A 12,656-nucleotide genomic window follows, 5' to 3' on the forward strand; every position below is an offset into this window, starting at 1 on the left:
GATCAGCCATGTCCCATCGTCACATCATTGCCATTCTGCGCGGCATCACGCCCGACGAGGCCGTGCCGGTCTGTGCTGAACTGGTCGAAGCCGGCATTACCCTGATCGAAGTGCCGCTCAATTCCCCCGATGCCCTGACCAGCATTTCCCGCGCCAAGGCCGCCCTGGGCGATCGCGCCGAAATCGGCGCCGGCACCGTGCTCTCGGTGGAGGACGTCAATGCGGTGAACGAGGCCGGCGGCACCTTCATCGTCTCGCCCGACACCAATGCCGCCGTCATCGGCGAAACCGTGCGGCTCGGCCTGAAATCCTATCCGGGTGTCTTCTCCCCCAGCGATGCGTTCACCGCCATTCGCTCCGGCGCCACCGGCCTCAAATTCTTCCCCGCAGAAGTCTTGGGCCCCAAGGGCATCAAGGCCATGAAGGCGGTGCTGCCGCCCGCCATGCCGGTCTATGCCGTCGGCGGCGCCAATCCCGACAATTTCCACGAATATTTCGCCGCGGGCTGCACCGGTTTCGGCCTCGGCACCTATATTTTCAAACCCGGCATGAGTGCCTCCGAAGTGGCCGAACGCTCCGCCCTGGCCGTCGCCGCCTATGATAAGGGAGCCGGCAAATGACCGATACCGCCCGCCTATTGATCGACTGCAAATCCTCCCTCGGCGAGGGCCCGTTCTGGCACCCGGCCCGCCAGCAATTGTTCTGGTTCGACATCAACAACCAGCAATTGTTCGCCGCCAATGCAGCCGGCGTGGTTCAGGGGCAGTGGCGCTTCGATGAGATCGTCGCCGCGGCCGCCATCATCGACAGTGACACGCTGGCTCTGGCGACAGAAACCGGCCTCAAGCGCTTCGACCTCAACACGAACGAAACCGCTCATCTCATTGATATCGAAGCCGATGTCCCGGCGAACCGCACCAATGACAGCCGCGTCCATCCGTCCGGCGCCTTCTGGATTGGTACCATGGTCAAGGATGAGGGCCCCAAGAATGGCGCCGTCTATCACTACCGCGCCGGCGAGCTGACACGGCTGATTGCCAACGCCGCCATTCCCAACGCCACCTGCTTCTCGCCCGATGGCACCATCGCCTATTGGACCGACACGCCGAGCCAGAAGATACTCAAATGCCAGACCGATCCGGCTACCGGCATGCCGGTGGGCGATTGGACCCTGTTTGCCGACGTGTCCGAACATCGTGGCTATCCGGATGGCGCCGTGATCGATAGCCAGGGCTATCTGTGGAACGCCCGCTGGGGCGGCTCCTGCGTTATCCGCTATGCGCCCGATGGCACCATCGACCGCATCGTGGAAGTGCCGGTGTCCCAGGTCACCTGCCCCGCCTTTGGCGGACCTGACCTCAAGACGCTCTATATCACCACCGCCTCCAAAACCCTTTCCCCAGAACAGCTGGCCGCCGAAAAGGTCGCCGGTGGCGTCTTCGCCATCGACGTCGATGTCGCCGGTCTGCCCGAAACACCAATCAAGCTCTGAGCTCTGCCATGATCGACAGCCCTGCCCTTGGCGTCTGCTACTATCCCGAACACTGGCCCGAAGACTGGTGGGACCGTGACGCCCAGCGCATGGCCGAGGTCGGCATCAAATATGTGCGCATCGGCGAGTTCGCCTGGTCGCGGCTGGAGCCCACCCCCGGCAATCTCGACCTGTCCTGGCTGGTGCGCGCCATGGATACGCTTGGTCGCCATGGCCACAAGGTCATTGTCGGCACCCCCACCGCCACCCCGCCGCGCTGGATGATCGACAAGCATCCAGACATACTGGCCGTGGACGCCAATGGCCGCCCGCGCGGCTTTGGCTCCCGCCGGCACTATGATTTCTCCCATCTCGGCTATCGCGAGGAATCGGCCCGCATTACGCAGATCCTCGCCGATGCCCTCAGCGATCATCCGGCGCTGGGCGGCTGGCAGACCGACAACGAATATGGCTGCCACGGCACCACCTATTCCTACTCCCTGGCCGCCCGCGACGGCTTCCGGCTCTGGCTCGCCGCTCGCTACGGCACCATCCAGGCGCTCAACACCGCCTGGGGCAATGTCTTTTGGTCCATGGAATACAATAGCTTCGACCAGGTCGAGCTGCCCAATCTTCTGGTCTGCGAGCCCAACCCGATCCACGCGCTCGACTTCCGCCGCTACGCCTCCGACCAGGTCTCGGCTTTCAACAAGGTGCAGTACGACATCCTCAAGGCCCGCCGGCCCGACCTGCCGGTGATCCACAATTTCATGAGCCGCTACACCGAATTCGACCATTTCGACCTGGGCGAAACGCTAGATGTGGCGAGTTGGGACTCCTACCCCATCGGCCATCTGGCGGTCAGCGACGAGCCTGACGAGATCAAGCGCCAATATCTGCGCCAGGGCGACCCGGACAACGCTGCCTTCCACCACGACCTCTATCGCAGCGTCGGCCACGGCCGCTGGTGGGTCATGGAGCAACAGCCCGGCCCGGTGAACTGGGCGCAGTTCAATCCCGATCCGCTGCCGGGCATGGCCCGCCTGTGGGCCTGGGAAGCCTTTGCCCATGGCGCCGAAGTGGTGTCCTATTTCCGCTGGCGTCAGGCCCCCTTTGCCCAGGAACAGATGCATGCCGGCCTGTTGCGCCCAGACAGCGAGCCCGCGCCGGCCTATCACGAGGCCACCCAGGTGGCCGAAGAGCTGGCCGCCACCGGCCTTTCCGGCACCGCCAATAAGGGCCGCGTGGCGGTGATCTATGATTACCAGAGCGAATGGGCCTGGGAGATCGAAGCGCAGGCCCAGGGTTTTCAGCATGGTGCCCATGTCCGGGCCATCTATTCGGCCTTCCGCAAGCATGGTGTCGATATCGACGTCCTGCCGCCCTCCACGACCAGCCTTGCCGGCTATGACATTGTCGCCATTCCCGCGCTCTTCGCCTGGACAGATGCCCTGCGCACCGCCATTGCCGAGTTCGACGGAAGGGTGCTGATCGGCCCTCGCTCCGGCGCCAAGACGCAAGACTTTTCGATCCCCGCCCGCCTCGCACCAGATCTGCCGCAGAACCTGCTCGATGCGCGTGTCATGCGCGTCGACAGCATTCCCCCGCATGTCTCCGTGCCGGTCAAGGGTGGCGGTTCGGCCCGCCTCTGGCGCGAAAAGCTCGAGACCGGCGCCGAGGTGATCATGGAGGACGAAGAAGACCTGCCGGTGCTGGTTGCCCAGGGCAAGCTCTTCTATCTCTCCGCCAGCGGTGATCGCGCGCTGATCCAGCGCGTGGCCGACCATCTGATCGCCGATGCCGACCTGCCGGTGCTCAGCCTCCCGGCCGGCGTCCGCTGCCGCACCCGCGGCGGCTTCCGCATCTATGTGAATTACAGCGCCGGCAGCGCCCAGCTCAACCCGGCCGCCGACGAGGCCGGCTATGTCGTAGGTGCGGCCGATATGCCCGCCGCCGGCGTCACCGTGGCACGACTCGCCACGGCCGGTTGAGATTTGTAATCGCCGGGCGGACATCGAACCGCCCGGCTGCCGCATCCCAGTGCAGCCAATGCACGCCGCCCGCCGCCAATTGCTCCGGCCCGATCATCACCCCCTCCGCTCCACACCCGACCGGCGGCCTGATGCGGGCGATCACCAGATCATGCCCGAAGCAATCCTCGGCAAAAGCCGCCGCATTGCGCACAATGGCCACCGAAAACGCGTCGGTGCTGACAACACAGCCCAGGCTGTCGCATCGCGCCCCGGGATGCTGCGCCGCGATCGGTGTCTGGTAATGCCGGCTCCACACATCCACCGCGAAGCTGCCGGTCCGCCCGTTGGCCAGCGCCATGCCCTCGCCGCTGCTAATCGCCACCGCCTGCGTCGTGTCCGCTACCAACACATCCGGCCGTGGCTCAAACCCCAACACCAGGATCAGCGGCATTGCCAGCGCCGGCAGCAATAACCGCCATCGCCCCGCGAGCAGCGCAAACCACGCCAGCGCCAGAAGACCCACCAGCAGTGTCCAACCGGCAAGCAGCGGGTTACCGGTCAGCCCGGCACTCCACCCCGCCACCAGCTCGGCGACATCCACCATCCGCTCGATACCCCAGCCCATCACCATGAGGAACGGCGCATCGGCCCCGAACGGCATGGCCAGCACCGACAGAACCCCGAACGGCATGATCACGAAGCTGACAAAGGGCAGCGCCAACAGGTTCCCCACCACCCCCAGCGGCGCCGTCTGCTGGAAGTGATAGGCCGAGAACAGCAGTGTCGCGAACCCAGCGATAAAGCTCGTCCACGCCGTCGCGCTGACCAGCTTCACCAGTCGGTCAACCGTGCCATTCGCCGCCGGCGTGCCGCCACGCGGCATCTCATAGACCCCAATCAGCGCCACTACTGCCGAAAACGACAATTGAAAGCTCGGCCGGAACAGGCTGGCCGGATCGATCAACAGGATGACGAAGGCGGCAATTGCCACATTGCGCATGGTGAGCGCCCGTCGCCCCGCCAGCACTGCCCCAAAGATCAGCCCCAGCATCAGCGTCGAGCGAAAGGCCGGCACATTGTCCATGCCGCCGGCCAGCAGCAGATAGAAGAACGCCGCCAAGATCCCCGCCACCGCCGAAATCTTCTTCACCGGCCAGCCCACGGCCAGGGGCACAGAGGCCAGCGCCAGCCGCACCAGCCAAAATATGCCGCCCGCCACGATCGACAGATGCAGCCCCGAAATCGAATAGATATGCGCCAGCCCCGACGCCGCCATCACGTCACGTGTCTCGTCGGTGATATCGCTTTGATCGCCCATCACCATAGCCTTGCCGATGGCTGCACTGGCCCCCTCGAGCACCGCATCGATACGCGCGCCGATGAAATTGCGCAGCGCCTGCACCCGCCGGACCATGTCGCCCTCGTCGCCCGCCGCGACCACGCTCACCGTGCCGCCCGTCACCGAGCCATAAGCGCCGATCCCCGAGAAATAGGCGTGAAACTGCCCGTCATGCGCCCCCGGCAGCACCGGCCCCGGCACCGGCGCCAGCCGCATCGCCGCCCGGATCCGATCCCCCGGCGCCAAAGCCGGCTCGTTGGGCAGGAACAGCCGTGCCCGACGGATATCCGGCATGCGCGCGCCCTCCAGTGGTACCAGCTCCGAAATCACCACCCGCTGCCCATCGGCCCCGGCCGAAATGATCTCATCCACCCGCGCCTCATAGGTCCCATAGGCCGCCCGCGTCAGCATGGTGCTGTCATAGACCGCCGCATGCAGCGGCAGGAGGCAAAATCCCAGCGCCAGCGCCGCCAGCTGCACCCCCAGGCGCAGCCCGTCGAGCGAGCCCAGCAGCAGCGCGCCGCCGATTACCCCCAGCGCCACGAGGCCCGCGACGCCATAGAGCAGCATGCCGGGCTCGCTCGGCCAGGCCGCATAGGCGATCAATCCGACGATCAGGCTGAATGGCAAAAGCACGAACAGCCGCCGCTGTTCGAAGGCCTGGGCAAAAGCCTCGACCAGGCTCCCCCAGGCGACTCGAGGTCCAAAAGCGGGCGCCGGCCGAGGCGGCCACAGCCGCACCGCGCCCCTTGGCCCCGTCACCAACACGCCCTTTCCGTTCGCCCCTGCCCCCGCTTCGGCCAATCCCGGGCACCCCCACCCTTGCGCTCAAGCCCGCCTATGCTACACACGGCCCGCATTTCCTCAAAATTCTTCGGTTCCCATGTCCCAGGTCGTCACCCGTTTTGCCCCATCTCCCACCGGCTACCTGCATATCGGCGGCGCGCGCACGGCTCTCTTCAGCTGGGCCTATGCCAAGAACCAGGGCGGCAAGATGCTGCTGCGCATCGAAGACACCGATCGCGAGCGCTCCACCGAAGCCGCCGTCACCGCGCTGATCGATGGGCTGAAATGGCTGGGCCTCGATTGGGACGGCGAGCCGATCAGCCAGTTCGCCCGCGCCGCCCGCCATGCCGATGTCGCCCATGAACTGGTGAAGATGGGCCACGCCTATTACTGCTATTGCTCCCCCGAGGAACTTGAGCAGATGCGCGAGGACGCCCGCGCCGCCGGCAAGCCGCCCCGTTACAATGGCTATTGGCGCGATCGCGACCCCTCCGAGGCCCCCGAAGGCATAAAGCCGGTAGTCCGCATCAAGGCGCCGCTGTCGGGCGAAATCATCGTGCATGACCATGTGCAGGGCGACGTGGTCTTCAAGACCGAGAACCTCGACGACTTCATCATCCTGCGCTCGGACGGCACCCCCACCTATATGCATGCCGTGGTGGTCGACGATCACGACATGGGCGTCACCCACATCATCCGTGGCGACGACCACCTGACCAATGCCGCCCGCCAGATCGTTATCTACAACGCCATGGGCTGGCCTGTGCCTGAAATGGCCCATATTCCGCTGATCCATGGCCCCGATGGCGCAAAACTCTCCAAGCGCCACGGCGCCCTCGGCGTCGAGGCCTATCGGCAGATGGGCTATCTGCCCGGGGCCGTGCGCAACTATCTGGCCCGCCTCGGCTGGAGCCATGGCGACGACGAAATCTTCTCGACCGAGCAGATGGTGGAATGGTTCAGCCTCGAAGCCCTCAACAAGGGCGCGGCGCGCTTTGACTTCGTCAAGCTCGAGAACATCAACGGCCACTATATCCGCGAGGCCGACCCAACCTATCTCTACAATGTGATGGTCGAAACCGCGCGCGAGGTGGGTCGCGAAAACGACGTCACGGGCCTAACGGCCAATCACAACACCGTGCTGGCCGCCCTGCCCGAATTGCAGCCGCGTGCCAAAACGGTGCTGGAGCTGATCGACCTGGCGCAGTTCATCTATGCCCTGCGCCCCATTCAGCCCGATGCCGCCGCGGCAGCTCTGCTGACCGACGACGCCAAACTGGTGCTGGCCGGTATTGCCGAAACGTTAGGGGGCCTTGCCGATTGGTCAGTGCCCGCCATCGATGCGGCCATGCGTAGTCTGGCCGAAGAGAAGGGTCTCAAGCTCGGCAAATTGGCCCAGCCGCTGCGCGCCGCACTCACCGGACGCACCGTGTCGCCGGGCATTTTCGAGGTCATGGTGCTGATTGGCCGCGAGGAAAGCATGGCCCGACTCAGCGACCAGATCGGGGGCTGAACCGACCCGTCGGCCCGATGGCGACACCCGGCCGATAGATAAGTCATACTTACCTATCGGTTGCCCTTGCCGGTCAAGACCTGATACCTCTGCGGTAACGTTCGGCGCCGCTGAAAGGCGCCGACCCAAGCCTATAACATCGATCCTTCCTGCGGGGCGCGCGGGTGAAGCGAGGAGATATCAATGACCGATAAAGTCGCAAAACTCGTCATCGGGGACCACACCCATGAATTCCCGATACTGAGCGGTACCGTTGGTCCGGATGTCATGGACATCCGCTCCCTCTACGCCAAAACCGGCCTGTTCACTTACGATCCGGGCTTCACCTCCACTGCGGCATGCGACAGCGCCATCACCTTCATCGATGGCGACAAGGGCGAACTGCTCTATCGCGGCTATCCCATCGAGCAGCTGGCCGACAAATCCAACTATCTCGAAGTCTGCTACCTGCTTCTTTACGGCGAACTGCCGACCCCGGCCCAGTTCAAGGAATTCGAGCAGCTGGTCACGCGCCACACCATGGTGCACGAGCAGATGCACTATTTCTTCCGCGGCTTCCGTCGCGATGCGCACCCGATGGCGGTGATGACCGGCGTGGTCGGCGCCATGGCCGCCTTCTACCACGACTCCACCGATATCAACGATCCGCAGCAGCGCGAGATCGCCTCCATCCGCATGATCGCCAAGATCCCGACCCTGGCGGCCATGGCCTATAAATACTCGATTGGCCAGCCCTTCGTATATCCGCGCAACGATCTCGATTACGCGGCCAATTTCCTGCACATGTGCTTCTCGGTCCCGGCCGAGGAATACAAGGTCGATCCCAAGATTGCCCGCGCCATGGACCTGATCTTCACGCTCCATGCCGATCACGAGCAGAACGCTTCGACCTCGACCGTGCGCCTTTCCGGGTCGTCAGACGCCAATCCCTTCGCCTGTATCGCGGCCGGCGTGGCCTGCCTCTGGGGCCCTGCCCATGGCGGCGCCAACGAGGCCTGCCTCAACATGCTGCGCCAGATCGGCACGGTGGATCGCATCCCCGAATTCATCGCCCGCGCCAAGGACAAGAACGACCCGTTCCGCCTGATGGGCTTCGGTCACCGCGTCTACAAGAACTTCGATCCGCGCGCCAAGGTCATGCAGGCCACCGCCAAGGAAGTGCTCTCCATCCTCGGCGTCGAGAACAACCCGACCTTGCAGGTTGCTCAGGAACTCGAACGCATCGCGCTCGAAGACCAGTACTTCATCGACCGCAAGCTCTATCCGAATGTCGACTTCTACTCCGGCGTGATCCTGGACGCGATCGGCTTCCCGACCTCCATGTTCACCGTGCTCTTCGCCGTCGCCCGCACCGTCGGCTGGATCAGCCAGTGGAAGGAAATGATCGGCGACCCGCAGAAGAAAATCGGCCGCCCGCGCCAGCTCTACAACGGCGCCACCGCCCGCGACTACCAGCCCATCACCCAGCGCTGATCGCCCGGCCATCGCCAAACCAAAGCACCCCTTCCACCAAAGGGGTGCTTTTTCTTTATGGATCATCCGTAAGTGTTGGGTCCCCATATCTCCCGGCCCCTTCGCCTCCCTCCCCCTAGAGCTTTTCACGTTCTGGTTGATGCGGCTCCATCGCCCATCCCCCTTGAGGGCTTTGATCTGTCCCGGAGGGTAAATCTCTCCAGTGGAGAGATTTGAAGAGAAAAGGCCGGGGTGGGGTCGTTTAGCGATCCACTGATGGACCCCTCCCTCAATCCCTTCCCTCAAGGGGGATGGAGGCGAAAGAGCCAAGAATCCACGTCACTATGAAATGATCTAGAAGGCCATTTGAGCTACGCTCGAATGGCCTGGGATTGGGGGAGCGGGTTCTCACCCCAACTGCGATGCCACCCCTCCCCCTCCTTCAGGGGGAGGCTGGGTGGGGGTTCCGCAGGCCCAGCAAACTCCCAATGGCAAACGGTTTCCCGGATGGTCCCCCCGCTCCAAAGGCTTTCGCAAGCCTTCCCCTCACCGCACCGCTCTCGGGCTCAACTCGGGGGCCTGTCAGCGCGCCACAACCACAGCATCGCGCCTCAGCGCCGGACATGCCCTCGCAGCACCGCCAGCACCTCATCCGCCGGGTCCTGCCGTCCGTAATCCGCCTCGCCCACCTGCATCAGCGTATAAAGCTCGGCAAACGCCGCCACCTGCGCCTGCCTTGCTCCGAGATCCCGCACCAGAGCGAACGCAGCCCCTCCGACCGCCTCCGCGCTCAGCGATTGCGAGACCAGTTCCGGAACCGCCTGGCGGCCGAGAATAATATTGGGCAGCGACACCTGCGGCCGCCCGATCTGCTCATAGACCCGCGCCTGCGGCCCATCGAGCGCGTAGATCACCAGCATTGGTACGCGGGCCAGAGCCAGCTCCAGCGTCACCGTGCCGGAGACGCAAATGGCCGCCACGGCCTGACCATAGAGCGCCTTGCGTTCGGCCCGCCGATCCTCGATGCGCACCGGCACCGGCCAGTTGGCCACCGCCTTCTCGAGCCGCCCTCGCAGCGCTGGCAATGTTGGGATCACCAGTTCAGTCACCGCCGCCTCCGCCAATAGAGAAGGCGCAATCGCCGCGAGCAAAGGCAGATGTCGACGTAACTCACCCTTGCGGCTGCCTGGCAGCAGAACGAGCGGCCCCTGTTTCGGCGCGGTCTGGGTCAGCAGCGCCTCGCCGAGCGCCGGATGGCCGACATAGCGTGTCGGCGGCCCGCCAAGACGCTGCATCACCGCAGGCTCGAAGGGCAAGACCGCCAGCGTCGCATCGAACAACGGCCGCAGCTTGGCCGCGCGTTCCGGATGGCGCGCCCATACGGAAGGGGCAACATAGAGGATGATCGGGCCAGAAAAGCCCTTGGCTCGCAAACGCGCCGCCAATAGACGCGAAAAATCCTGCGCGTCGACCAGAACCACCATGTCGGGCTTGCTGCGCAGGATGGCACGCGTCGCCTGGCCGATGCGCCACAACAGTTTCGGCAGGTTGACGATCACGTCGGTGACGCCCATCACCGCCAGGTCCGACATCGGGAACAGCGGCACCAGTCCCTGCCCGATCAACTCGTCACCGCCGACACCGGACAGCGTCACATCGACCTTCTGGCGCAGGCGTCCGACCAGATCTGCAGCGATCCGGTCGCCGGATGGTTCACCGGCAAGAATGAAGAGACGAAGACTCTCCCTCATGCCACCTCCGCGGCGTTCAGAATCCGTTCATTTAGCGGTCAGACTCGTGCCCGTTCTTGGGAAGCAGGATCGGCCGGTCACCGCCATCGGCGATGAACTGCACCACGTCCTGCACCAGCGCATCGTCCTTGAACAGCGCCGCCGCATCCTCGACGCGCTCGCGCAACGTGCCCTCGCTGGCAAAAATCTGCCGATAGGCGGCCCGCAGGCGATGGATAGCCTCGCGGTCGAACTTTCGACGCTTGAGCCCAACCAGGTTAAGTCCCGTCAGCACCGCACGATTTCCCACCGCCATGCCATAGGGAATGACATCGCCGTCGACCATGGACTGCGCCCCGATAAAGGCATGCGAGCCGATGCGGGTGAACTGGTGAATGACGCAGGTACCGCCGAAAATGACGTTGTCACCCACATGAACATGGCCGGCAATGCCAACATAATTGGCCATGACCACATTATTGCCGATGATTGCATCATGCGCCACATGTGCATTGGCCATGATCAGGCAGTCATTCCCAACCTTGGTCAGCATTCCGCCGCCCTCGGTTCCAGGATTGATTGTCACCGCCTCACGAATAGTGCAGCGCTCGCCGATTTCGAGGCACGAATTCTCGCCATGATACTTTAGATCTTGCGGCTCATGACCGATAGACGCAAACGGAAAGATGCGCGATCCGGCGCCAATCGTGGTGTTGCCGTCGATCACGGCATGCGACACCAGCTCGACATTGTCGCCCAGAACCACGTTCTTTCCGACCATGCTATAGGGCCCGATGCGGACCCCACGGCCCAGCGTCGCGCCCTCGGCAACGATCGCCGTCGGGTGAACGACGGGCTCGGTCACGAATCCGCCCCGACAATCATGGCGGTGATCTCGGCCTCGGCGACCACCTTGCCATCGACAATCGCCTTGGCCTCGTACCGGCCCACATTGCGCCGGCGGTGCATCTTGGAGATATGGAATTCCAGCCGATCACCAGGCCCTGCAGGCTTGCGGAAGCGGGCATTGTCCACGCCCAGCATCATGACGATCTTCTTGCCGTTCGCATTGCCGTCATGCTTGATGACGATGGCGCCGGCAGTCTGCGCCATGCCCTCGATGATCAGCACGCCGGGGAAGATTGGATTGCCCGGAAAGTGTCCCTGAAAGATCGGCTCGTTGAAGGTGATGTTCTTGATTCCAACGGCAGATTCGTCGCCGTTGATATCAATGATCTTGTCGATCATAAGGAACGGATACCGATGCGGCAAAGCCTCAAGGATTTCCGCAATGCTCATCGCATCGAGTTCAGTGGCTTCGGTGACGGTATCGTTCATCCCCGCTTGTCCCCCTTAGACAATTTGCGCATCACGGCGATCTCTCGCCAAAAATCTCTTATATCCTGCGCCGGTGCCCCGGCAAGTTTCGAACCGGCGGGCCAGTTCTTGGTCACCGCCGCTCGCCCATGCACGACGGAACCGGCGCCAATGGTGACATGACCCGATGTCCCCACGCCGCCGCCCATCAGCACCCCATCCTCGACAATGGTAGAGCCCGAAAGCCCGCTCATCGCCGCGATAAGGCAGTTTCGACCGATCCGGCAATTGTGGCCGATCTGCACGAGATTATCGATCTTGGTACCGTCGCCGATCACGGTATCGCCCAGCGCGCCGCGGTCGATAGTGCTGTTGGCACCAACCTCGACACGATCCTGGATGATCACCCGGCCCAGCTGCGGAATCTTGCGGTTAGAGCTGCCGAAATCGAGCCAACCAAAGCCTTCCGTGCCAATACGGACGCCGGAATGCAGCACCACGTCATTGCCGATATGAGCACAGTCGATCGTGCAATTGGCGGCAATTGTGCAATTGCGCCCGATGGTTACGCCCGCACCGATGACGGTATTGGCGCCGATGATGGTACCGCGCCCAATCTCCACACCGGCGCCGATCACCACATTGGAGCCGATAGTAACGTCGCGCTCGAAAATCGGCGCACCCAGATCATCACGACCAGCCGCAATGATCGAGCGCGTACTGGACGGATAGAGGAAGTCGAGGACATCGGCGAAGGCATTGTGGGCCTTGTCGGCAGCGACACCGACCGTTCCGGCAGGCACGACATCGCGCAGCGCCCCGGAAACGAAGACAGCGCCAGCATTCGTGCGGCGCAGTTCCTCGATATAGCTGGTGTGAGCGGCCAGGGCGAGATCATTGGGACCAGCCAGATCCAATTCGGCAACGCCGGAAATGATCAGCTCGGCCTCGGAGCCATCAACCAACCCAGGAAGGCCGATCTGCTCCAGCAGGGCTCCGAGGGCAACGGGGCCCGCAAAGCGGTGAAAACGGGTATCGACCATGGTGCCACTTAAATAACGAGAGCCGCGGCGCT

At 63.6% G+C, this 12,656-nt stretch carries 10 protein-coding genes; 5 read left to right on the forward strand and 5 right to left on the reverse strand.

Annotated elements, in window-relative coordinates; translation table 11 throughout:
• Positions 1–8: 8 nt before the first annotated feature.
• Genes BGO80_RS00630 through BGO80_RS00640 form a run of 3 tightly spaced genes read left to right on the forward strand, consistent with a single transcriptional unit; the run spans position 9 to position 3,462 of the window.
• Positions 9–620 carry a 2-dehydro-3-deoxy-6-phosphogalactonate aldolase gene (locus tag BGO80_RS00630; RefSeq protein WP_286718069.1) on the forward strand — a complete coding sequence of 204 codons (612 nt, stop codon included), beginning with the start codon at positions 9–11 and terminating at the stop codon, positions 618–620.
• A complete protein-coding gene (locus tag BGO80_RS00635; protein WP_286718072.1) occupies positions 617–1,492 on the forward strand; it encodes an SMP-30/gluconolactonase/LRE family protein in 876 nt (291 codons plus the stop codon). Before BGO80_RS00630 ends, BGO80_RS00635 begins: the two co-directional genes overlap by 4 nt.
• An 8-nt stretch (positions 1,493–1,500) precedes the next feature.
• Positions 1,501–3,462 (forward strand): beta-galactosidase, encoded by a 1,962-nt coding sequence (locus BGO80_RS00640; protein WP_286718075.1) that lies wholly within the window; start codon positions 1,501–1,503, stop codon positions 3,460–3,462.
• On the opposite strand, the gene BGO80_RS00645 is transcribed toward BGO80_RS00640, so the two are convergent.
• On the reverse strand, positions 3,431–5,419 hold the full coding sequence (locus BGO80_RS00645) for a ComEC/Rec2 family competence protein (RefSeq protein WP_286718078.1): 1,989 nt from the start codon (positions 5,417–5,419) through the stop codon (positions 3,431–3,433). The genes BGO80_RS00640 and BGO80_RS00645 overlap by 32 nt on opposite strands.
• Before the next feature lie 247 nt (positions 5,420–5,666).
• Here BGO80_RS00645 and gltX point away from each other — a divergent pair, with 247 nt between their 5' ends.
• Complete coding sequence (gene gltX / locus BGO80_RS00650) at positions 5,667–7,082, forward strand: glutamate--tRNA ligase (protein WP_286718080.1); 1,416 nt, start codon at positions 5,667–5,669, stop codon at positions 7,080–7,082.
• A 183-nt stretch (positions 7,083–7,265) separates the two neighbouring features.
• Positions 7,266–8,555 (forward strand): citrate synthase, encoded by a 1,290-nt coding sequence (gene gltA, locus BGO80_RS00655; protein WP_286718082.1) that lies wholly within the window; start codon positions 7,266–7,268, stop codon positions 8,553–8,555.
• Between the two features lie 590 nt (positions 8,556–9,145).
• Here gltA and BGO80_RS00660 read toward each other — a convergent pair.
• Genes BGO80_RS00660 through lpxD form a run of 4 tightly spaced genes read right to left on the reverse strand, consistent with a single transcriptional unit; the run spans position 9,146 to position 12,624 of the window.
• Positions 9,146–10,285, reverse strand: a complete 1,140-nt coding sequence (locus BGO80_RS00660) for a lipid-A-disaccharide synthase (RefSeq protein WP_286718085.1) — start codon at positions 10,283–10,285, stop codon at positions 9,146–9,148.
• Between the two features lie 31 nt (positions 10,286–10,316).
• A complete protein-coding gene (lpxA, locus tag BGO80_RS00665; protein ID WP_286718087.1) occupies positions 10,317–11,129 on the reverse strand; it encodes an acyl-ACP--UDP-N-acetylglucosamine O-acyltransferase in 813 nt (270 codons plus the stop codon).
• Positions 11,126–11,602, reverse strand: a complete 477-nt coding sequence (fabZ, locus tag BGO80_RS00670) for a 3-hydroxyacyl-ACP dehydratase FabZ (protein ID WP_286718089.1) — start codon at positions 11,600–11,602, stop codon at positions 11,126–11,128. The genes lpxA and fabZ overlap by 4 nt, the downstream gene beginning before the upstream one ends.
• A complete protein-coding gene (lpxD, locus tag BGO80_RS00675) occupies positions 11,599–12,624 on the reverse strand; it encodes a UDP-3-O-(3-hydroxymyristoyl)glucosamine N-acyltransferase (protein ID WP_286718092.1) in 1,026 nt (341 codons plus the stop codon). The genes fabZ and lpxD overlap by 4 nt, the downstream gene beginning before the upstream one ends.
• Positions 12,625–12,656 lie beyond the last annotated feature (32 nt).

The sequence above is a fragment of the Devosia sp. 63-57 genome (genome assembly GCF_001899045.1).
GTDB classification, from domain to species: Bacteria; Pseudomonadota; Alphaproteobacteria; order Rhizobiales; family Devosiaceae; genus Devosia; species Devosia equisanguinis.